At 33.8% G+C, this 20,845-nt stretch carries 22 protein-coding genes, 2 pseudogenes and 1 riboswitch; of the genes and pseudogenes, 14 read left to right on the top strand and 10 right to left on the bottom strand.

Annotated elements, in window-relative coordinates; translation table 11 throughout:
* Nucleotides 1–208: 208 nt before the first annotated feature.
* The 4 genes and pseudogenes from MKO96_RS09660 to MKO96_RS09645 form a co-directional block, all read right to left on the bottom strand.
* The gene (locus tag MKO96_RS09660) at nt 209–313 is read right to left on the bottom strand and encodes a YjcZ family sporulation protein (RefSeq protein WP_075310385.1); all 105 of its coding nucleotides are present in this window, start codon (nt 311–313) and stop codon (nt 209–211) included.
* 746 nt (nt 314–1,059) lie between these two features.
* Nucleotides 1,060–2,235, bottom strand: coding sequence for an MFS transporter (locus MKO96_RS09655; protein WP_240587365.1), 1,176 nt, complete (start codon nt 2,233–2,235; stop codon nt 1,060–1,062).
* Between the two features lie 287 nt (nt 2,236–2,522).
* On the bottom strand, nt 2,523–2,834 hold the full coding sequence (locus MKO96_RS09650) for an ArsR/SmtB family transcription factor (protein WP_000433539.1): 312 nt from the start codon (nt 2,832–2,834) through the stop codon (nt 2,523–2,525).
* 194 nt (nt 2,835–3,028) lie between these two features.
* A pseudogene (locus MKO96_RS09645) lies at nt 3,029–3,130 on the bottom strand (TetR family transcriptional regulator); the annotation flags it as partial.
* A gap of 367 nt (nt 3,131–3,497) precedes the next feature.
* On the opposite strand from MKO96_RS09645, the gene MKO96_RS09640 reads away from it, so the two are divergent.
* The 3 genes and pseudogenes from MKO96_RS09640 (at nt 3,498) to MKO96_RS09630 (ending at nt 5,462) form a co-directional block, all read left to right on the top strand.
* A complete protein-coding gene (locus MKO96_RS09640; RefSeq protein WP_240587364.1) occupies nt 3,498–4,136 on the top strand; it encodes a VanZ family protein in 639 nt (212 codons plus the stop codon).
* A 184-nt stretch (nt 4,137–4,320) separates the two neighbouring features.
* Nucleotides 4,321–4,575, top strand: a pseudogene (locus tag MKO96_RS09635) (hypothetical protein); the annotation flags it as partial.
* A 233-nt stretch (nt 4,576–4,808) separates the two neighbouring features.
* Nucleotides 4,809–5,462 carry a DUF2306 domain-containing protein gene (locus MKO96_RS09630; protein ID WP_240587363.1) on the top strand — a complete coding sequence of 218 codons (654 nt, stop codon included), beginning with the start codon at nt 4,809–4,811 and terminating at the stop codon, nt 5,460–5,462.
* A 113-nt stretch (nt 5,463–5,575) separates the two neighbouring features.
* Here the strand turns inward: MKO96_RS09630 and dhaQ are convergent, their stop codons facing one another.
* A complete protein-coding gene (gene dhaQ / locus MKO96_RS09625) occupies nt 5,576–6,574 on the bottom strand; it encodes a DhaKLM operon coactivator DhaQ (RefSeq protein WP_240587362.1) in 999 nt (332 codons plus the stop codon).
* A gap of 19 nt (nt 6,575–6,593) precedes the next feature.
* Entirely contained in the window at nt 6,594–7,160 is a 567-nt protein-coding gene (dhaS, locus tag MKO96_RS09620) for a dihydroxyacetone kinase transcriptional activator DhaS (RefSeq protein WP_000204220.1), read from the bottom strand.
* A 178-nt stretch (nt 7,161–7,338) separates the two neighbouring features.
* On the opposite strand from dhaS, the gene dhaK reads away from it, so the two are divergent.
* The 4 genes from dhaK (at nt 7,339) to MKO96_RS09600 (ending at nt 11,562) form a co-directional block, all read left to right on the top strand.
* Complete coding sequence (dhaK, locus tag MKO96_RS09615; RefSeq protein ID WP_240587361.1) at nt 7,339–9,090, top strand: dihydroxyacetone kinase subunit DhaK; 1,752 nt, start codon at nt 7,339–7,341, stop codon at nt 9,088–9,090.
* Nucleotides 9,091–9,462: 372 nt separating this feature from the next.
* A complete protein-coding gene (locus tag MKO96_RS09610; protein ID WP_240587360.1) occupies nt 9,463–9,951 on the top strand; it encodes a hypothetical protein in 489 nt (162 codons plus the stop codon).
* Between the two features lie 33 nt (nt 9,952–9,984).
* The gene (locus MKO96_RS09605; RefSeq protein ID WP_240587359.1) at nt 9,985–10,473 is read left to right on the top strand and encodes a hypothetical protein; all 489 of its coding nucleotides are present in this window, start codon (nt 9,985–9,987) and stop codon (nt 10,471–10,473) included.
* Nucleotides 10,474–10,557: 84 nt separating this feature from the next.
* Nucleotides 10,558–11,562 (top strand): hypothetical protein, encoded by a 1,005-nt coding sequence (locus MKO96_RS09600; RefSeq protein WP_240587358.1) that lies wholly within the window; start codon nt 10,558–10,560, stop codon nt 11,560–11,562.
* A 167-nt stretch (nt 11,563–11,729) separates the two neighbouring features.
* Here MKO96_RS09600 and MKO96_RS09595 read toward each other — a convergent pair whose 3' ends face one another.
* A complete protein-coding gene (locus MKO96_RS09595) occupies nt 11,730–12,371 on the bottom strand; it encodes an FMN-dependent NADH-azoreductase (RefSeq protein ID WP_240587357.1) in 642 nt (213 codons plus the stop codon).
* 209 nt (nt 12,372–12,580) lie between these two features.
* On the opposite strand from MKO96_RS09595, the gene MKO96_RS09590 reads away from it, so the two are divergent.
* The 3 genes from MKO96_RS09590 (at nt 12,581) to MKO96_RS09580 (ending at nt 14,032) form a co-directional block, all read left to right on the top strand.
* Complete coding sequence (locus MKO96_RS09590; protein ID WP_240587356.1) at nt 12,581–13,093, top strand: RrF2 family transcriptional regulator; 513 nt, start codon at nt 12,581–12,583, stop codon at nt 13,091–13,093.
* A gap of 190 nt (nt 13,094–13,283) precedes the next feature.
* Entirely contained in the window at nt 13,284–13,454 is a 171-nt protein-coding gene (locus MKO96_RS09585) for a DAK2 domain-containing protein (RefSeq protein ID WP_483298321.1), read from the top strand.
* A 227-nt stretch (nt 13,455–13,681) separates the two neighbouring features.
* The gene (locus MKO96_RS09580; protein WP_240587354.1) at nt 13,682–14,032 is read left to right on the top strand and encodes an SH3 domain-containing protein; all 351 of its coding nucleotides are present in this window, start codon (nt 13,682–13,684) and stop codon (nt 14,030–14,032) included.
* Between the two features lie 192 nt (nt 14,033–14,224).
* On the opposite strand, the gene MKO96_RS09575 is transcribed toward MKO96_RS09580, so the two are convergent.
* A complete protein-coding gene (locus MKO96_RS09575; RefSeq protein ID WP_240587353.1) occupies nt 14,225–14,776 on the bottom strand; it encodes a DUF4352 domain-containing protein in 552 nt (183 codons plus the stop codon).
* Between the two features lie 292 nt (nt 14,777–15,068).
* Between MKO96_RS09575 and MKO96_RS09570 the strand changes: the two genes are divergently transcribed.
* The 3 genes from MKO96_RS09570 to MKO96_RS09560 all read left to right on the top strand — a co-directional run bounded on the left by MKO96_RS09570 (nt 15,069) and on the right by MKO96_RS09560 (nt 18,037).
* Nucleotides 15,069–15,458, top strand: a complete 390-nt coding sequence (locus MKO96_RS09570) for a hypothetical protein (RefSeq protein ID WP_087979654.1) — start codon at nt 15,069–15,071, stop codon at nt 15,456–15,458.
* A 382-nt stretch (nt 15,459–15,840) separates the two neighbouring features.
* A riboswitch (SAM riboswitch) is annotated at nt 15,841–15,947 on the top strand.
* A gap of 82 nt (nt 15,948–16,029) precedes the next feature.
* Nucleotides 16,030–17,088, top strand: coding sequence for an LLM class flavin-dependent oxidoreductase (locus MKO96_RS09565; RefSeq protein ID WP_240587352.1), 1,059 nt, complete (start codon nt 16,030–16,032; stop codon nt 17,086–17,088).
* Entirely contained in the window at nt 17,081–18,037 is a 957-nt protein-coding gene (locus MKO96_RS09560) for an ATP-grasp domain-containing protein (protein WP_240587351.1), read from the top strand. The genes MKO96_RS09565 and MKO96_RS09560 overlap by 8 nt, the downstream gene beginning before the upstream one ends.
* Nucleotides 18,038–18,608: 571 nt before the next feature.
* Here the strand turns inward: MKO96_RS09560 and MKO96_RS09555 are convergent.
* Complete coding sequence (locus MKO96_RS09555; RefSeq protein WP_000540371.1) at nt 18,609–18,719, bottom strand: YjcZ family sporulation protein; 111 nt, start codon at nt 18,717–18,719, stop codon at nt 18,609–18,611.
* A 403-nt stretch (nt 18,720–19,122) separates the two neighbouring features.
* Between MKO96_RS09555 and MKO96_RS09550 the strand changes: the two genes are divergently transcribed.
* Complete coding sequence (locus MKO96_RS09550) at nt 19,123–19,404, top strand: LCI fold-containing protein (RefSeq protein WP_064473783.1); 282 nt, start codon at nt 19,123–19,125, stop codon at nt 19,402–19,404.
* 163 nt (nt 19,405–19,567) lie between these two features.
* Here MKO96_RS09550 and MKO96_RS09545 read toward each other — a convergent pair whose 3' ends face one another.
* The gene (locus tag MKO96_RS09545) at nt 19,568–20,461 is read right to left on the bottom strand and encodes a helix-turn-helix domain-containing protein (RefSeq protein WP_240587350.1); all 894 of its coding nucleotides are present in this window, start codon (nt 20,459–20,461) and stop codon (nt 19,568–19,570) included.
* Nucleotides 20,462–20,845: the final 384 nt, after the last annotated feature.

Here is a 20,845-nt window from a genome sequence, read left to right as displayed (position 1 = left end):
AAGTATCAATCTTAAAAATGAAGCTTTAAGGCTTCTAACCGTAGGAACTACGGGGATAGCCTAATGAATTAGAAGCCGCTAGGCTTCTGTACTTAGGAATCTCCCACTTCAAACAGTCCGTAAGGACGTTAAGTGGTGAGTAGTTCAAAGAGAGCTTTTTATTACAAAGAAAAGACACCCATATAAGAGTGTCTTTTCCGATAGTTTTTTAGCAGAAGCAAGAAGCTCCAACAATGATCAATAAAATAAACAATACAACTAGTAAAGCAAAGCCGCCGCCACAATTACTACTACAACTACCACCAAATCCCATAATAGTTCCTCCTTTAATAAGAGGGGAAAACAAGGGGTCACTCATGTATTTTAATGGATTCAACTTACTTTATGTTTTTTATACAATAATTGAGCAGGTCCTTTTGAAAATAAAGAAAAGACACCCTAAGGTGCCTTCCTCCGACTTGAACCATCTTAATTTTAATAATATTGGACTCCCGTCCGAATATTATTTTACCATGTTAAGTTGTTTTTGGAAATATTCCATATCGATAATTGCAATACACGTTTTAGTTTTTGAATGATGTATCTGTCTAAACGTTGAAATTAATAAAGGAACGACATACTTGAGGATTTTTATGAGTGATTACAATCATACCATTAAAAAGAGCCCCATAAATGATAAACCATTCCACTAACAAAAAACACTAATCCTAAAAATAAAACAATTAAAGCAAGTACTCCATTTTGATTATGTTCCATAAAATTAGCTCCTTTTAGAATTATTTTTATATACAAAAAAGCCTTTAGTCGTAATTATGGCTAAAGGCTTCGAGCATTATACTTTTTAGTTAATAAAATCTTATAAGAAGAATTTATAATGTTTTTTATCCCGCTTTAATGGGCAGTAAGACCCCCACCTCAAAATTCAGCGAAAGCAAAGAATTTAGGTGGGGGTCGGGCTGCCCATAAAAGTCCGATTGGTTCAACTAATAATCAGTGGGGGATGAAGAAAACCCCCACTGATTAAAGTTTCACTTTATCGAATTTGGAACTGAAAATGTACTAGCTTGATAATGAAGCCTGGCTATTAGAATTGAAAAATTTTAGTTTTATTATAATTAATAGAAATGAGAGTAGTGTGAATATAAATCCGCTCCAAATAAGCTGGTGAATACCTAAGTTTGAAATGAACCAGCCTCCAATAGTGGTTCCTAAAGTAATTCCGAGATTTGAGAACGAAACGAATAGACTGTTACCAAATTCAGGTGCTTCTTTAGCTTCACTTATTAACCATGTTTGACCAACAATTAATCCACCAGCGTGTACGATTCCCCAAATGAATACTATAAAAATCATTGGAACAAGGTAGGAACCTAAATAATAAACCAATATGTAAACAATAGAATATAGAATAGGGAATGATATTACAGTGTTTATTATGCTTTTTTGTAGGAGGCCACCAAATAAATGATTACCTAAAATCATAACTATACCAAATATGAATAGCATGATGCTGATGAGAGATCCATTCATGGAAGTTACTTTTGCAAGGTACTCAGCGAAGTAGCTGTATACGGAAAACATGGCTGCAAAAAGGAATGTGACGGTTAAAATATTTAACCATAATCCTGGTTTGCCGAGTATACGAATTTGTTTGCCGAAAGACATTTTTTCTTTAACGGGCATAGAAGGAAGTAGGAGTAGTATTCCAATGAATGCAACAGTGTTAACGAATGCTCCGAATAAAAAAGCCATTTCGAGTGAAAATTGGTCTGCAAGGTAAGAGGTTAGTGGTACACCTAAAGCAAAGCCAACAGTAATTCCCATGAAAACTTTTGTAACTGCTTGACCGCTCTTTTCTGGAGGGACAAGTTTAGCAGCTGTTACAAGAGCGATTGAAAAGAAGAGTGGATGAAGCGCTGCCGGTAAAATACGAAAAATAAGCATGATTTCAAATTGCGTTGTATAAGCGTAGATTAAATTTGAAATAACAAATATGAAAATTGCTGTTAATAAAATTATTTTGCGATTCATACTAGAGACGAGCAGAATTAAAAACGGACCAGAAATAGCAACAACTAGTGCAAATATACTTACTAAAAATCCAGCTTGTGTAGTTGAAATTCCGAATTTTTGAGTGAGTTGTGGTAATACGCCGACAATACCCATCTCGGTAGTAATAATTCCGAACACACCTATTGCGAGTGTCAGAATAAGTAAAGGATTTACTTTTTTCATTTATAAAACTCTCCATTCGTATCAGTATTTTGAAAGTAAATTCATTAACAAAGAAGCATTATGATAAGCATGATTGGATGCCAATATTATCAGGAGTATGTAATTCGAAATACAATAACAGATATCTAAATAACTAGATATGATATGTTAAAAAAATTTCTCCTTTCGATGTTTCTTGCTTTTATAGGCAGTGCAATTTATACAAAAGTCATTGGATACCTGTAAAAAAGCAGAATGTGTGAAAGCTAATAATCAATTAGTATGCCGATTGATTATTAGCTTTCATTTTATAATTCGTTTTGGACGTATTCAGAAAACTCTCGTATTGTTTTTTCATTTCGACGATAGTAGGTCCATTTTCCAATTCGGTCAGACTCTAGTAGGCCTGCTTTTTTCATAGTTAATAAATAACTAGAAATAACCGATTGGGCTAAGCCAGTTTTAAGTTGGATATCTCCTACACATACGCCAACTTGAAAGTTAAGGTCTTGTTCTAGATAAGGTTTTTCATCGAAATGGTTTTCTGGATTTTTCAACCATGATAAAATTTGACATCTTGTTTCATTTGACAATGCTTTATAAATTAATAAAGGTTCCATAAGGATATTATATCTACTTTTATAGATTTGTAAATGGATTTTAGTGATTTTAAGGGAAGAAGGTATAGTTGATCCCTTTGAATAGGCATAAGGTGCTCTTGTTCTGTACTCTTTGTAAAGGACATTCTAAAAAAAGTTCGGTAACCTAAAAAAGATGATTTCTTTATGCAAACAGGAGTCATCTTCTTTAAATTCTATTGATAGCAAGAGGGATTATAGTACGTCATATATTTCTTAATTTCATGTTTTAACTGAACAAACGATTCACATGATTTTATATATGCTTCATCGGTTAAAGTATTACGAGGATTACGTGCAAAAATGATAATCTTGTTACGTTTAAGCATGTTGTTGCCTAGCTATTAATGGCGGATTCCTAAGAAGAGTAATAATAAAACCCAACTGAAGATTTAAGAAAAATTTTATATTTACCCCACTTTTTATTTTAAAAGTTTTTCCTATCCTATAAAGTGAAACTTTAATCAGTGGGGGGGTCTTCATCCCCCACTGATTATTAGTTGAACCAATCGGGCTTTTACGGGCAGTTGACCCTCCACCTAACTCCTTTGCTTTCGCTGAATTTTGAGGTGGGGGTCTTATTGCCCGTTAATGCGGGATAAACAACAAGATCATAGATGAAAATGTAAAGTTAGGGGATTCTACATGCATACAGGAGTTTTGATGAGTTATTTGTATACTTATTTTTTTACTATTATTTTTTGTATTGTGTTTCAAATTGGCTTTTATTTTAAAGCGAAAAGAACTATATCTATTCGGCATTTTCTATGGGTATATGTTTTTCTGTTCTACCTTTCGCTAGTGTATAAGGTGACACAAATCGCGACTGTATGGGATATAAGTAGATATGAAACGTGGATTCGCGTCAGTCAAATTAACTTGACTCTATTTGATACTGCAGGTAGTACTACGTATCTTTTGAACATTGTACTGTTTATGCCGTTCGGTTTTTTATTACCGACTATTTGGCCGCATTTTAGAAAAATGAAAAACACCGTATGTGCGGGATTCCTTTTTTCATTGGCAATTGAGTTAAATCAATTACTAAATAATAGAATTACAGATATTGATGATTTATTTACGAATACCCTCGGGGCAATTGTTGGGTATGTAATATATAGAGCTTTATTTAAAATGATATGTAAAAGAGAGGAAAAAAAGCTTGATACGAACTCTTCTCTAGTTATAAAATACGAAGCTGTTTTTTGTTTAGTGTGTTCATTTGTAGGTGCGATGTTCATTTATTATCCAGCTTTATTTGGGAGGCCTGTAATTCTCCAATGAGATGTGCAATCTCGTTTATCCCGCTTTAATGGGCAGTAAGACCCCCACCTCAAAATGCAGCGAAAGCAAAGAAGTTAGGTGGGGGATCAACTGCCCATAAAAGTCCGATTGGTTCAACTAATAATCAGTGGGGGATGAAGAAAACCCCCACTGATTAAAGTTTCACTTTATAAAATGATTCTAGTATTTCTTCCAATCAGCACAAGATTCTCTCTATACGTTATTAAGCTATTCAGCAGACTGTAAGATTGTCAGTAATCGTATTGGTGAGATTGAAATAAAGGCTGACAGTTTCTATCCAAGCTTTTCATTTATGTATGATGCGCAAGAATTATTTATTATTGGTGGGGAAGAGAAATGGTCACATATCCATTATATAAAAGGATTTTTCCATCTTGAGCAGATTACAGATGAGCTAATTATTGATTTAAGAAAATGAGAGACGAGAGAGAATAAATGAAAAACCCCTCAAGTATAGAACGACATACTTGAGGGTTTTTATGTATGAAGAAGGGCCTTGTATCATATATTTTATTCGTCGTTGCATGTAAGTCATTCGGTTTATAAAAACAATGTGTTGAATAAATCAGTAAAGAAGGCTTTTCTATTTTTCCCTAGAATGAACAGTAATGTATAATCTAATTCCTTCATGTAATAAGGAGGCAGTAAAATTTGAACAGGAAAATTTGGTTTGTATTTACTTTTTTTGCTCTTTTAGTAGCTGGCTATGTTGTTGTCCAATATTTTATTATGGATGGATTTCAAACAGGACTTGTAAAAGCTAAGCTTATGTTTGGATCTAAATTAAGTGAATTCTGGTATATGATGCTATTTATACATATTACAACTAGTATAGTAGCATTAGTAACTGGCCCTTTTACATTATCCACTAAATTTAGAGAAAAGAATATCAACCGTCATCGAATAGTCGGGAGAATCTATATAGTTGGTATATTATTAGGAGGCGTTTCTGGACTGTACCTATCCTTTTATGCTACGGGAGGGTTGGTAGCGAAGCTAGGTTTCGGTTTGTTATCTGTATTTTGGCTAACATCAGCATATCAAGCGTTAAATAGAGTTAAGAATAAAAAAATTAAAGAGCATCGGAATTGGATGATTAGAAATTATTCTTTAACCTTTGGAGCAGTTACATTAAGAATTTGGCTACCGTTGTTTATAGTTTTATTTGGAATAGAGCGATTTGAACTTAGTTACGCTATTATTGCTTGGTTAGCGTGGGTACCTAATTTAATTGTTGCAGAATTATTCATAAGAAAAAGACTTAATAAAGGAAAGTACCAGGGAAATGAGGATTTACATTTTTAATGTAAATTTGCTGTAATATTGAGTGCAGAATTCTTCAGTAATTGAATTTTTTAATAGCTGAATTACGTACAAAAATAGGATGGCCCATTGAAGCCATCCTATTTTTATTTGTATTACCAACTAGCAGTTTCCGTACTTTCCTTCAACCACTTCACCCAATCCAAATCCTCCACCTTAAGCAAACTCAGCGAAACACCCTTCATATCTAAAGAAGTTAACAGTGTACCGACCTTCACGAATGTAATTTGTAAGCCTTCCAACTCACACAAACGACGAATGTCATTTGCGAAAATGTATTGTTCCATTAGTGGTGTTGCACCGAGTCCGTTAATAAGGATGGCAAAGTTGTCTCCTTTTCTCCAGCGATAAATGCTTTTAAGTTTGTTCATTAGTTCGATCGCTAATATTTCAGAAGAGGATAGTGCTTCTTTACGGTAACCTTTTTCTCCGTGAATGCCAACGCCATAAAAAACTTCATCGTCGTTTAATGTGAATGAAGCTTTTCCTTTCGCTGGATCGTTTGCAGGTGAAAGGGCGACGCCTAATGTGTGCAAGTTTTCGGTGATAGATTGGCCAAGTGTTGTTAGTTCTTCTAAAGAATGTCCGCTTTCAGCAGCCGCACCAAGTATTTTTTGAACGAAAACAGTACCAGCGACGCCACGTCTTCTTTTATTAAACGAAGCATCATCTTCAATTGAAACGTCGTCATTTACGATGATGTGGTCAATTTGTCTTCCTTCTTCTTTTGTGATTTGTTCTGCTGCTAAAAAGTTTGCTACGTCATCTTTAAAGTTTTTGATGATGAATAAAATACTCTTATTTTTTGGCATGAGGCGAGTTGCCGCAATAATTTGTTCCACTGTAGGCGGAGTGAAAATACTGCCGTTTACTGCCGCCGTAAGCATTCCTTTTCCTACATAACCAATATCAGCTGGTTCATGTCCGCTACCACCACCGCTTATGATAACAACATTTTGCTTCAGTTTTTCTATATCTTTTACATAAATGATGTTATTTGTTTCGTCATAATTTACTTTGTCGTTATGTTCAAAATAAAAGCCATGCATCATATCTTGAACGATATTTTGTACATCATTCATAATCTTTTTCATTGCTTTTGCCACCCTTTAATTACTTTGCTGATTGTTCTAGTAATAGTAGTAATTGATTGTTTATCATGTTTTTCATGAGAGAAGACATAATGGAAGGATCTACTTCGCACTTGCTTTCAATCCAATCTTTAATCGTTCCAACGAAGCCGTGACTATAAAAGGATGCAATCGTATTTTTTGTCTCATCAGAAAGGCTGAATCCACAGCTCACAGATAATTCATCAATAATCTTCATATATAAGTTTTTCGTATGCTCAAATAAATAGTGATTAAACGAGTTTTGTTCAATGACTTTAAAAGCATTTCGGTAAAATTTTTGATTTTCATAAAAGTAATCAAATAATAAATCGAAAATGTTTTCCCACGTTTCATAGTCGAGAAAGTCGATAATGTTTTCTTTCGTTTCTTCTCTATAAATCCAGCTTAATAGTTCAAATTTATCTTTAAAATGATAATAAAAAGTTTGCCTACGCATTTGACAGTGTAACATAATATCGCTCACTGATATTTTATGAAACGACTCTGTTTCCATTAAATACTTCAATGAATTCGCGATTATCTTTTTAGAAATTATAGAAGAGGTCATCTCAATCATCCCTAGAATGTTAGTAATATGAAAATCCTACCCATAAATGAGAGCGGTGTCTTTAGACAGATTGTCCATTTTGTCCGTTTACTATAAAACGCTTTCATTTTAACATGAGTAGTAAGAAGAAGATTTCAAATATATCACAATATATTAAAGGAATTGAGGGAGAATCACAATGAAAAAGATTATAAACAAACCAGAAACATTAGTAATGGAAATGTGTAACGGAATGGTTATGGCGCACCCAGAGCTTGAGCTTTTGAAAAAATATAAAGTTATTAAGAAAAAAGAAATGAACGAAAATAAAGTAACGTTAATTAGTGGCGGCGGTAGTGGTCATGAGCCGGCACATGCAGGGTTAGTTGGAAAAGGAATGTTAGATGCGGCAGTGTGCGGAGACGTGTTTGCTTCACCTTCACAAATTCAGGTATATCAAGCGATTAAAGAGACAGCTAGTAAAAAAGGTACGTTATTAATTATTAAAAATTATAGCGGCGATATTATGAATTTCAAAAACGGAGCACATTTAGCGACGGAAGATGGAATTGAAGTTGACTACGTAAAAGTGGATGATGATATTGCGGTAGAAGATAGTTTGTATACAGTAGGACGCCGCGGCGTTGCGGGCGTTATTCTCGTTCATAAAATTGCTGGCGCAGCAGCGGAAGCAGGTATGGATTTAGGAGCGGTGAAAGCTGTCGCAGAAAAAGCAGCGGCTAACGTGCGCACAATCGGTTTAGCGTTAACGTCTTGTACTGTTCCAGCGAGCGGATCACCTACTTTCACACTTGCGGAAGATGAAATGGAATACGGCGTAGGTATTCACGGCGAACCAGGAATTAAGCGTGAAAAAACGATGTCGGCTGATGAATTAGCTAACCGTATGACAAATGATTTAATGAAAGATTTAGGAGTAAAAGATGGCGAAGAAATTGCACTTCTAGTAAATGGTTTTGGCGGAACACCACTGCAAGAACTTTACTTATTTAATAATGCAGTGACGAGAGAATTAGCTGCTAGAAACATTAAAATTAATAGAGTATTTGTCGGTAATTATATGACGAGTATCGATATGGCTGGTATGTCTTTAACAGTGATGAAATTAGATGATGAGCTAAAAACATTACTATCTAAAGAATGTAATACACCAGCGTTTAAAGTAGATGGGCCAGTTGAAAGTGTTGAGTACGTGAATGTACTTGAAGGAGCAGAAGAGAAGGAAGTTTCGTTCGAAATAGAAACAGCGGAAGAGCACGCTGTTATTAAAAATAATGTTATTACATTAAACAACATGATTTATCTCGTTGATAAAATGAGCGACGTTATTATTAAAAACGAAGTACCGTTCTGTGAGTTAGATACACACGCAGGTGATGGCGACTTCGGAATGAGTGTGGCAAAAGGATTTAAGCAATTAAAACGTGAGTGGCATTCTATTGTAGATCAAGAGAACGTAACAATCGGATCATTCCTTGACGGTTGTTCCATGATTATTATGGAACATTGCGGCGGCGCATCTGGCCCAATTTGGGGTGGAGCATTCCGCGCAGCTAGTAAAGCAGCAGGCGAAAAACGTGAGTTAACAGTGAAAGAATTCGCTGAAATGCTGCAGGCAGCACTTCACGGCATACAATCTATCGGTGAAAGATCATTCGGTAGAGGAGCGGTAGTTGGTGACAAAACACTTGTTGATGCACTCGCTCCATGTGTAGACTCTTGGTTAGCTAGCGCTTCAAACGAAGAAGACATGAAAATTGCCTTCGAAAAAGGTGCAGAAGCAGCGGTTAAAGGAGCAGAGTATACGAAAGAAATCGTAGCTCGCATGGGCCGCGCCGGTACAGTTGGCGAAAGAAGCTTAGGATATCCAGATGCAGGTGCGCATGCACTTGGAGTTATCTTTACGGAGATTGCGGGTAGTTTGAAATAGGAATGAGAAGATCCCCTCTGCCTTATGGTGGAGGGGATTTTTATAATTGATTAATTGTATTTTTGAAAAACTGACTAATCGACAGAAAGCACTTCAAAAGGTGATGTTTATTGTTTTGGGACTTCAAAATTAGGGTTGGACACCTTATGAAGTGGTTTGGAAGAGATGAAGAGATTGTTCCATAAGGTGTACCTTTTGGGAAGTAGGAGCATCTCAAAATCATTACTAAACAGATTGTAATTGTTCGAAAGTTAACGACAAATGTTGAGGAATATTTAAAATTTCCAAAAAATTGAAAATATATATTGATTGTATTATTACTATTTTGTAAGATTTATACAGGTACCTAATATTTGTAAATGGAGGTTAACAATGAAAAAGAAAGTTTTATCAGTTGTGTTGTCGTCAACATTTGCTTTTGGACTTTTTACATTCGCTCCATCTAGTCAAGCAGCAGCTAATGAAGGTGTTAATCCTGTAGTAATTGATAAAGAAAAATTACCATCTAAAACATTTTCACCACTGCCATTAGATCCGAACAATAAAGGTCTTGCTGGTGGTCCGTATTACTCTGCTAATTCAGGTCAGTATGCTCTTGGAGGTACTTGGTCTATGTCAGATGCATATACGAGCAGTAGTAAATCTTCAAAAAAATCAATTGACCGTATTTATGCTAAAACCAAACACTATGTAGATGGTGGAAGTGTAGGTAGTAGAGCAGATGATCAATATAATTCTTCACATGCAGGCGCTGAAGTTAATAAAGGTACATGGTTTGTAGGGGATGATGAAGTTTACGGTGAACATATCTTTACACAATCAGGCTATCAAACTTGGAAAACAGAAACTTACGGAGCATAAAGGATATTTTCTTTTGATGAGAGGAGTAAAAATATGAAAAAAACAATATCTGCTTTATCGCTAGTTGCTTTACTTTCGTTCCCTATCCATTCATTTGCTCAAGAAAATGAAACAGTTTCGAACGAACAAGTTCCTAAAACTGTATACGATGTGGAGAGAAAAGCATTAAAGACTTTTTCGCCAGCGTCATTAGACCCAAATAATAAAGGTCTAGCGGGTGGTGCGCATTATGTTGCTTTTTCAGATTTCACTCAGACTGGTGGGGCAAGTTCCGTCTCTGATGCATATACAAACAGTAATCAAACTAATAAGAAATCAATTGATTATATTTACGCAAAAACAAAGGGTTATGTAAATGGGATTTATAAAGATACAGCAACAGATGCTCAATATAGTTCCTCACATGCAGGCGCGAAAGTGTTTATTAGTAATAATTTTTGGGATAATGGTGAAGCTTACGGAAACCATGAATTCCGATTAAGTGGTTACCAGACCTGGAAGACCGAAACTTACGGAACTTGATAAAATAAGATGTTCGCATGAGCAAATTAGAATATATTTCTAATTTGCTTTTCGTATTTATAGAATTTATTTAGGGGTGATAAAATGAATCGAAACAGACTGGTATATATACTGTTATTATCAATGTTATTGTTGTTTAGTGCTTGCAAAAAGGAAACTGAAAAGACACAAGAAAATAATAATCAGCCTAAAATCCAATTAGATAGTACTAATTTCAAATCAACTATTGCCAGTACAGTAAATAGAGATAAATTGCCTTTCGCCGAAACCGGTGGGATTAATGTTGGGATATATAATCAAAATGGAGAAATTGAGAAAGATTTTAACTTTAATATAGAAGAAAACCAAAGTCTTAAAAAATTTATTTCTTTAGGGAATTTAATTAAAACTGAAAGGGTTTATAAGATGTTTCTTCTTGTAGATTATAAACAAAGTGAATTTAAAGTTGATGGTAGAGAGTTAGCAAAAGATTTCACTTTTCAAGTAGGTGCGGGAGAATCAGTAGAAGTTCCTATAGAAATCCCACCATTACCAAAAGGGTTACATGATGTGGTTTTTGTCATTGCTAAATTCCCTGATAAAAAAATGTTAGATGAAGAGTTTAGGAAACAAACGGATTCATCCAATCTTCTATTTGTAAGATTCAGTACAGTAGTAGGGGGGGATGAGACTGTAAATAATCAAGTTAAATTTAATAGTTACGGAGAAAAGAAAACAGAGGATATGCTAGATGGTGTTTTTATTGCTAAAGAAAATAATTACAAGAGATGGTTGACTCAAGAAGTTACTAAAGATAAAAATTTGAATTTCTATACGAAAGTCGGAAATAATAGCAATACAAGAAAACAATATGCATTAGTACAATTCTTTGATTGGGAGCAAATGAAATTTATAGATAATAAAGATGTATTATTTTATGATTTAGAACCAAATACAGTTTATACTGTAAAGTCTCAAATTCCTATAAACAAAGAAAAAGGAGTGTATGATTTAACGCCTATTTTAATACATAATCCTTTTCAAAAAGTAACGGTATACAATCAACAAATAGATACAGCAATTAGAGTTGGAGTAAATGTAGGAGATTAGTAAATGTAAATGAAGCTCTTAATCAAACTATTACAGGGGCTGAATTAATACCTCTTAAATAATAACAAAAGCACTCTAATTAGAAGAGTGCTTTTGTTTCGTAGAAGTTAGGTGGGGATAAATTGCCCGTAAAAGCCCGATTGGTGAGGGCTGATTAAAGTTTCACTTTATTTATTAGCCAATCTAGAAGCAGCCTCTTCAACTTCTTTATAAGCATTTTGCAATACTTCATTTGGGTCTAGTACTGCTGTTCCTTGTGCACGAACGATTTGATAATCTTCAATGCCAAGGAAATTAAACATTGCTTTTAAATATTTATGAGAGTATTCCACTTCTGTATACCAATCATCATTTGTATAGATTCCTCCACTTGCTTGTATAACAAGCATTCTTCTTCCATCTTTAAGTAATCCCACTGATCCAGTTTCAGTATATTTAAATGTTTCACGTGCAATCATGATATTGTCCATGTAATCTTTTAACTTTGATGGAATATTAAAGTTGTGCAAAGGTAATACGATAACATACGTATTTGCACTTTTAAATTGTTGTAAAATCTCGGACATACGCGCCGTTACTTTTTGTTCTTCATCAGTTAACTTCTGTCCATTTCCTTGCTTTTCCCATGCACTTAAAACAGTTTTATCTATCATTGGTACTACATCATCGTATAAATTAATCTGTTCAATCGTTTCATTATTAGGAATTAATTCTGTATAAGATTCTAAAAAATGGTTAAGAACCTTAATGCTGACTGATGATGTATCATCCACTTTCGGATGTGCGTTTATGATAAGTGTTTTGTTCATTTGTATTTCCCCTTTTTAAAAGTTTTCCGCTTTAATTGTAGACCGAGTTAATCGTCGATTAACTTGGTCTTTAATATAAACTTTGCAATTATTTTTGTCAAATGAAATACATACTATTCTAAACGAGCTTTTTTTTGTTTGACTAAAATTCTAAATGGTCCTAAGATACAATTTGATAACCCTTAAAATAAAAAGCAGGTGATTTGTATATGCAGTATAGTGTTGGGGTTGAATATGCCTTGCATTGCCTAGTTTATTTAATTAACACACCTTCCAAGGAAAGTGTCGGAATAAAAGATTTGGCAGAGTTCCAAGGACTTTCTGAAACGTTTCTTTCAAAAGTTTTCGGTAAATTATCTAAAGCCGGCATTGTAAGTTCTGTCCCAGGTGTAAAGGGAGGATATAGGTTAGCTAAGTCTCCAGAAGATATTTCTTTTTGGGATGTAATAGAAGCTGTCGAAGGTCCAAAGCCTATTTTTCAATGTAAAAACATTGTACAGAATGGTCTATTATATCGAGACGAGGCCGAGGCTTGCAATTCTTGTGAACCTAGTAATTCTTCTTGTACTATTAACTTAGTAATGCTTGAAGCAGAAGAACACATGCGTGAGTTTCTCCGTAAAAAGACTCTTGCATGGTTAGATAAAGAACTTGATATTGTTTTACCTGAAAAGACAAGGGTAGATACTCGTGAATACTTCAAACAAAAAAACTCTAACTAAATCGCCATGACGAATTAGTTAGAGTTTTTTGTTTTTTAACATTACTTCCATCATGTGAGTACTTCATCACAAATTCCTTCTTTAAATATCACATTTAATTAACTCATAAAGTTTCAAATTGATTAACATTAAAATTCTAAACAATACAATTTTATTTTCGTAAAAAGTAAATGAATTTATGTGTTCAGATATTTTAAACATAGTGAAAACTGCCTTTGAAAAAGGAGCAGAGTATACGAAAGAAATCGTAGCTCGCATGGGCCGCGCCGGTACAGTTGGCGAAAGAAGCTTAGGATATCCAGATGCAGGTGCGCATGCACTTGGAGTTATCTTTACGGAGATTGCGGGTAGTTTGAAATAGGAATGAGAAGATCCCCTCTGCCTTGTGGTGGAGTTTTTTTATAGTTAATATGTAGAAGGCTTCTTTCGGTGCTCTCTCTGTAAAATATGAGTTTGTTAATATTTTTGATAAAATCTTATTTCAAAACTACAACTAATATTTCTCAACATTAATATATTTAAAATAGTTAGAATATTTAAGATAATCATTTATGAAGCAATATATTATAAAAAAAGGGGGAATTTATTTTGTTACGTCGCTTATCTATTTGTACTTTATTAACAGCTTTTATGTTTACTTTATTTACATTTAACGGCTCTGCTTTTGCGGCTACGGATACTACTGAAAATAAAACTGTAGTAGCAGCTTGTGCAAAGGGAGGTACGGTAGGTGTATATGGTGCAAAGATGCGCAGTGGTTACACTGTTGGATCACCTGTCTTACATACATTTAATGATGGTGCGAAAATTACTGGAACATGGGTAACTGGTGAATATGTTCAAGGTCATTACAGTAATTCTAAACAGTGGTTAAAAGTTACATATAAAGGGATGACAGGTTATGTATCCCATACAACATTATATAACGTTTGCTCATAAAACTATGTACTATAATAGCTTTTGATGTATTGAGCTAATCTCTACTAGGGATTAGTTCTTTTTTGTCTCCTAGTTTTTAATGGAGCATTTTTTGAAAAAAACCAACGATTCATTAAATCGATGGTTGTATGTTTATATATTATTCATTTGTATCGATATCAAATTTTTCATTGCTTTTTGCTTATTTGAGACTTAGTTTTTTTGTGATTGCAACTTATCGATTTTCCAGTGTGCTCCTAGAGGATCTAAAGAGCTTTCAATATAAAACATATATTCATCTGCGGTACTTGGTACTTCAAAAGCTATTTTTAATTCTACCGTTTCATTTGGTTTAACTTGTATATCAGAAGGGTTTTGATCAAGCACCTTCCCTTCATAGGCCTTTCCGGCTTTTTCATCTTTTAAGTTATATTTTAATTCTGATAGTCCAATCGTTTGACCTCGTACATTTTTTACAGAGACATTAACAACGACGGAATCGTTACTAGCATTTAAATATGCATTTTGAACGGCGGTCAAGTAATAGCCTCCCTTAACACTCTCACCAACTAATAAAATACCTTGTTCCAAGCGGTTCATATCTTCTTTTTCTTCAAGATTTAATAACTCTTCATTTTCATTTTTTGCGGTTGGTTCTTCTATTGGACCATTTTCAACGGCACTATCTTTTTTATCTTGTGTGCAAGCAGCCGTAACACTGACTAATACTAGAATTAAAGTAAGTAATATGAATGATTTTCTCATAAAATTGATCTGTCTCCTTAAGTTTTTCAATTTTGTGCAGCTATACATATAAGATTAACATAATGTCTCATTATTGGCTCAAAATAGGGAATCTTTTAGACACCTTATTCTTTTTACTTTTAATATACATTCGATTGGGTCTCACGATATTTGTTAATCTTTTAAATCATTGTCTTAGTAATACCGAGGGTTATTATAGATATATGAATCATATAATTTGTCCCTATCAAAATGAACGTTTCTTGCATCTAATATATTGTAAATATATTTTATTTTGAAAGGATGTGATTATATGGCTCATAAATCTACTGGAGTGTTTCGAGTTCCAGTTTCTGAAAATGGGATTATTCCAACTGCTCTCAACATTATGTTAAACAATGATTCACGCTGCCATACTAGTGATGTAACGGTAACTGTTAAGAGAAGTCGAAACATTTCTTTCCCAACTCAAAATGAATTAGTTGAAATCTCTCGTACTTTTGTTTCTTTAGAACCAAACAGAACAACTAAGATTGTATTGTTTACGCCAGAATTCCAAATAGAAGATTTTCTTGATGTCATCATTAGTGGAAATAAAGATGATGTTAAGGATGTTCTTGTATATTCTTTCTTAGCAGATTCAGCAGGTCACAATCTGCCATCTACTGTTTTTAGAAATGCAGAATACACTTTTGCTTGCTGACACCGTGATGATGTATTCTTTACTGTCATATATCTGAAGGGAAAAGTTAAATAGGAGTTGATTTAACTTTTATTTGAGTTTTCCAAAGGAGTCTGCTTTAGCTAAATAAACAAGGAACTGACTAATAGGTTCCTTGTTTATTTGCATGTAACATGAAATTTCGTGTCAACGATTTCAAAAGCAACTTGGTTATACATGATGTTTTCGGCATGATACAACATACCCCTTTATATATTCGCAAGTAAAACAACATAATACCCTTATAAATCTCTATAACAATATGGTTTTTCATATATCATTTAATGTATATCGGAAAAATAAGTATTAAAATGTTGATTTTTATTATTCTGATGATTATAATAAATGAAAATCACACAAACAATTCTTATGTTGAGAAGTGGAGGGACGGGCCCTATGAAACTTCGGCAACCTCGTATGAGACGAAAGGTGCCAAATCCTGCAGGTGAAAAAACACCTGAAAGATAAGAGCGGTTCACTTAGTCAAGAAGGCTACTCTTATTTCGTTAAGAGTAGCTTTTTTTATGGCTAAAAGTTAAAGGGGGAATAGGTAGTGGAGTACGGTTTTTGGTTACCGATTTTTGGGGGATGGCTTCGAAATGTAGATGATGAATCTATGCCGCCTACGTTTGAGTATGCAAAACAAACAGCGCAAGCGGCAGAACAATTAGGTTTTTCAACAACACTTATTGCAGAATTAAATTTAAATGATATAAAAGGTGTTTCAGCACCAAGTTTAGAAGCGTGGACAACTGCGGCAGCACTTGCAGCAGTGACGGATAGATTAGAGATTATGACAGCTGTAAGACCTGGTTTCCACAATCCAGCAGTTACAGCGAAAATGGCAGCGAATATCGATCAATTAAGTAATGGTCGTTTTACATTGAATGTAGTTTCAGCGTGGTGGGAAGAAGAAGCGAAACAGTACGGCGGAGTATTTACCGCGCACGATGAAAGATATGATCGCACAGAGGAATTTGTAACAATTTTGAAAGAGCTTTGGAAAGAAGACGAGTTTTCTTATAAGGGGAACTTTTATGAGCTTCAGAATACACATTTAAGTCCAAAACCTGTGCAGAAACAAGGCATTAAGCTTTATGCAGGTGGTGAGAGTGAGCGAGGAAAAGAGGTCATTGTAAACCACGCGGATGCATATGTAATGCACGGGGGAACAGTGGAAGAAGTATGTGTGAAAATAGAAGATATGAAGAATCGTAGAAAGAAAGTTACAGAGGAGCCATTGCAGTCATTCGGGCTTGCGGCTTACGTTATTTGTCGTGATACAGAAGAAGAGGCATTAGAGGAATGGAGACGCATAACGGATGTGAAAGACGATGCTTTAGGTTATGCGGGTTACCAAGACTTTATTAGTAAATCGCATTTGGAACAGCAAGTGAAGCTCAATGATTATTCCGTATCTAATCGCGGGTTACGTCCTAATTTAATCGGAACACCAGAACAAATTGCAGAAAGGATACTTGCTTTTGAAAAAGTGGGTGTTACGTTATTACTTTTACAATTTTCGCCGCAGCTTGAAGAAATGAAACGATTTTCTAAAAAAGTGATGCCATTAGTTGAAGTAAAAAGAAAGGAATTGATTACAAATGAGTAAAATTTACATATTACATGAGAATAAGGAATGGACGGATCATTTGGTGAAAAGTTTGGAAGAACTGGAGTTACCGTATGAGGAATGGCTTTTAAATGAAGGAACACTTTCGTTAGAAAAAGAACCTCCTCAAGGTGTTTTTTATAGCCGCATGAGTGCTTCTTCACATACGAGAGGTCATCGATATGCACCTGAATTGACTGAAGGAGTTCTTGCTTGGCTAGAAGGATACGGGCGAACAGTATTTAATGGATCTCGTGCATTACGCCTTGAAGTAAGTAAATTGAATCAATATGCAGCATTAAGAAATTTTGGCATACAAGTGCCGAAAACAATTGGTGCTGTTGGCCGTGATTATATAGTAAAAGCAGCAAAGGAGTTAGGGGAAGTACCGTTCATTACAAAGCATAACCGTGCAGGTAAAGGCCTTGGTGTTCAACTGTTTCATTCCATTGATGCTTTAGAACAATATTTGGATGGTCCGGCATTTGAAGAACCCATTGATGGAATTACTTTAATCCAGCAATATATTGAAGCGCCCGAACCATATATTACACGTTGTGAGTTTGTAGGCGGCCAGTTTGTATATGCAGTTAAAGTAGATACATCAGAAGGATTTGAGCTTTGTCCAGCAGATGCGTGTTCGATTCAAGATGCTTTTTGCCCAGTAGGAGAAGAGAGTAAGAAAGAGTCGTCAACAAAATTTGAAATTATATCAGACTTCCAAGAGCCAATTATTGAACAATACAAAGAGTTTTTGAAAGAAAATAAAATTACCGTTGCTGGTATTGAATTTATTCGCAGTTCGGATGGAACAATTTATACGTATGATATTAATACAAACACAAACTATAATTCTGACGCAGAGTCTGTAGCGAATCAATTTGGTATGCTTGAACTTGCTACATTCCTTGGAAGAGAATTAGAGAAACAAGTAGAGTCAGTTAAATAATATATAAGGTTCTAGTGAAAACCTTTGTTAAAGTAATCGTGGGGGTATGGCCAAGTTTAGGATATCCAGATGCAGGTGTGCATGCGTTTGAAGTGATATTTGCGGAGATTGTGAGTAGTTTGAAATAGGCATAAGAAGATCCCCTCTAGCTTAAACTAGGGGGGATCTTCTTATGCCTATAATATATTTCAATAATCGATTCTATATAAAATCTTGCATACTCTTAGCGTGGTTATTTTCCAAAATGCTGGCGGTACCCCATATAGAGGTTATGAGGAATGGTGTTTTTTATACGATTATCTATTCTTGGATATTATAAATAGCATCTATATGAACTTATTTTTTATTAAAAATAATAGAGTTTTTCAACAAGGTATTTCCTTTGTGGGAGAAAATGGTCCCAAATTCTTTTAGTTAAAAGCTCATGTCTTAAATCGATTCATATTTGAGGTATGACGAATGCGAAAAATGAAAAACACGAATCCAATTGTGATAAAAGTTTGGAACTAGATAATGAATAAGGCACATAAAGAAAAGGTAACCATATATAGGTACCTTTTCTAATAGTTTTTTAGCAGAAACAACTACATCCGATAATAATTAATAGAATAAATAATACAACTAGTAAAGCAAATCCTCCAGCGAAACCGCAGCCTTCGCCGCAACTACCACCATATCCCATAACAATAGTGCCTCCTTTAGATAAGAGGGTAAAACTAGGGTTCATTCCATGGATTTTAATGGGTTCACTTTACCTTATGTTTTAAAGAATGAATTGAGCAGGTCCTTTTAAAAATAAAGAAAAGACGCCATTAGGCGCCTTTCTTTTAGGTAGATAAGACTTTAGTTTTCCAATCTAAAGAAATTTTGTATCAGCTCTTTGTGAGTATATCATAATATCCGATTGATTTATTATGCATTGTTACATACTTTTCTAATTCCCTCTATTTTCTATTTGATAAAATAAAATCCTAATATTACCAAAAATTAAATAAATATTTCTACATATTCAAGATATTTACAAAAAATACAAAGGTGATACATTTAAGTTGTAAGCTATAAAAACTATTAAAGGGGGATTTATTATGTTCAAGAAATTAGTAGTGGGAGCATTAGCAACTGGTATTGCATTAACAGGAGGAATTGGGGCAGCTTCGGCTGATACGCAAAAAGCTGTGAACTCTCCGAAGCAAGCAGCATGCTCAATTCCTTATGAGTATTCTAATGGTAAATTCAAAAGAACTCTTTATTACTCAAATGGAGTATATGCTAATAGTTTTAATGAAAATGTTTGTGGCGGGACGATTACATGGTATTTAAAACATGTTCAAAATGGAGTTGCTTTTTATGAAGGTAATTTAAAATAGTAGATTTTTTGAACCTCATTTATTGAGGTTCTTTTAGTTTTAGTTTTTAAACTGATTTTCCACAAAAAAAGACACCCAAAGGTGCCTTCCTGCGACTTGAGCCACTTTAATTTTAAAAATACAGGGATTTTTCCTGTGGTTTTTGTAAGCAGCTTTTACGAAATTATGAGTGTTTTTTATTTTGTATTTCAATAAGTTCATCTGGTAGCGTTTTTGTATAATATTCTTTTTCTGTTAGTTCAAATATAAATAATGCTTTTTTCCAGTTATAAACAACATCTTCTACATTATGTTGTTTAATCTTTAATAAATACTGACCTTTTAAATAGAATAGTTCACCTAATAGGTATAAAGTATTTAGATTAATTGCTAATTTTATACCCTTATCAAGGTATTTTATTGCCTCTTCATGTTGATATGTGGAGTCTAAACATTTTGCTAAATTTAACATGATTTTTAATTTAATTTCTTTATCTCTAGGAAAATCTAACTTATTAAAATTAGTTAAACATCTTCTTAATATATTAATACCTTTTTCATAATGTTTATTTTCTGCATAAAATATAGCCATTGTTTGCATAATATCTATTTCTCTTTCTGATAAAAAATCAGAATTAGTTAAAGTCAGTTTTAATGCATTATTTAAAAGATCTAAAGCAGTTTTTATTGATCTATCCACCATAAATATAGCAATTGCTTCGTGCCATATTAGAAACTGTTTCTCTTCTTTTGTTTGAAAATTATTTAAGTTTTTCTCTTTTTTTACTATTTCATAAAGTTCTTTATATTGTTTTTGCTTTAAGCAGTCTTTTATTACATATTTTACATTTTCTACATATTTTAATCTTTTGTTTTGAGTTAGTGCAAATATATTATTTGGATCAATACCAAGTCTTTCTGATAACTGATATAACAATATACTAGATGGATAAATCATACCTTTTTCGATCTTGCTAATTTGACTTTGTGAACATATTCCATGACATAATTCGGATTGTGATATATTTTTTTTCATTCTAAGTTCTTTAATGATAATACCCAAATCATTAAATTCCATTTTTCCACCTACTATCTAGCACTTTATTAGTAAAAGAATATTCCTTAACCTTAATGTAATGTAAAAACAATGTAGTTGCAATTATTGTTTGTTGTAAAGGGCTTACCGTTTTCATAAGGTGGTGAGGATTTTAATATGTACAAAAAAGACACCCAAAGGTGCCTTCCTGCGACTTGAACCATCTTAATTTTAATAATATGTATTGGAATCCCATACGAATATTATTTTATCATGTTAAATACCTAAATTCATTGAGAAAAGGATATAACTCATTATTCATTCTGTCAAAAAAAGATTTATCCAACGTAACATATGAATGTTCCATAAATGTATCAAAAAAATGAACAAATCGTGATTGGAATAAAAAAGAGTTCTTACTATTAC

The organism is Bacillus sp. ES1-5, assembly GCF_022487605.1.
GTDB classification, from domain to species: Bacteria; Bacillota; Bacilli; order Bacillales; family Bacillaceae_G; genus Bacillus_A; species Bacillus_A wiedmannii.
The sequence above is the reverse complement of the archived record's forward strand: the minus strand, read 5'-3'. Positions and strand labels throughout refer to the sequence as shown.

Bases quoted from the DNA above. Each gene is read 5' to 3' on its own strand.
- MKO96_RS09555 (WP_000540371.1), bottom strand. From the start codon at position 18,719: ATGGGATATGGTGGTAGTTGCGGCGAAGGCTGCGGTTTCGCTGGAGGA.
- dhaS (WP_000204220.1), bottom strand. From the start codon at position 7,160: ATGACCTCTTCTATAATTTCTAAAAAGATAATCGCGAATTCATTGAAG.
- MKO96_RS09605 (WP_240587359.1), top strand. From the start codon at position 9,985: ATGAAAAAAACAATATCTGCTTTATCGCTAGTTGCTTTACTTTCGTTC.
- MKO96_RS09590 (WP_240587356.1), top strand. From the start codon at position 12,581: ATGCAGTATAGTGTTGGGGTTGAATATGCCTTGCATTGCCTAGTTTAT.
- MKO96_RS09610 (WP_240587360.1), top strand. From the start codon at position 9,463: ATGAAAAAGAAAGTTTTATCAGTTGTGTTGTCGTCAACATTTGCTTTT.
- MKO96_RS09650 (WP_000433539.1), bottom strand. From the start codon at position 2,834: ATGGAACCTTTATTAATTTATAAAGCATTGTCAAATGAAACAAGATGT.
- MKO96_RS09655 (WP_240587365.1), bottom strand. From the start codon at position 2,235: ATGAAAAAAGTAAATCCTTTACTTATTCTGACACTCGCAATAGGTGTG.
- MKO96_RS09560 (WP_240587351.1), top strand. From the start codon at position 17,081: ATGAGTAAAATTTACATATTACATGAGAATAAGGAATGGACGGATCAT.
- dhaQ (WP_240587362.1), bottom strand. From the start codon at position 6,574: ATGAAAAAGATTATGAATGATGTACAAAATATCGTTCAAGATATGATG.
- MKO96_RS09550 (WP_064473783.1), top strand. From the start codon at position 19,123: ATGTTCAAGAAATTAGTAGTGGGAGCATTAGCAACTGGTATTGCATTA.
- MKO96_RS09595 (WP_240587357.1), bottom strand. From the start codon at position 12,371: ATGAACAAAACACTTATCATAAACGCACATCCGAAAGTGGATGATACA.
- MKO96_RS09575 (WP_240587353.1), bottom strand. From the start codon at position 14,776: ATGAGAAAATCATTCATATTACTTACTTTAATTCTAGTATTAGTCAGT.
- MKO96_RS09640 (WP_240587364.1), top strand. From the start codon at position 3,498: ATGCATACAGGAGTTTTGATGAGTTATTTGTATACTTATTTTTTTACT.
- MKO96_RS09545 (WP_240587350.1), bottom strand. From the start codon at position 20,461: ATGGAATTTAATGATTTGGGTATTATCATTAAAGAACTTAGAATGAAA.
- dhaK (WP_240587361.1), top strand. From the start codon at position 7,339: ATGAAAAAGATTATAAACAAACCAGAAACATTAGTAATGGAAATGTGT.
- MKO96_RS09660 (WP_075310385.1), bottom strand. From the start codon at position 313: ATGGGATTTGGTGGTAGTTGTAGTAGTAATTGTGGCGGCGGCTTTGCT.
- MKO96_RS09570 (WP_087979654.1), top strand. From the start codon at position 15,069: ATGGCTCATAAATCTACTGGAGTGTTTCGAGTTCCAGTTTCTGAAAAT.
- MKO96_RS09600 (WP_240587358.1), top strand. From the start codon at position 10,558: ATGAATCGAAACAGACTGGTATATATACTGTTATTATCAATGTTATTG.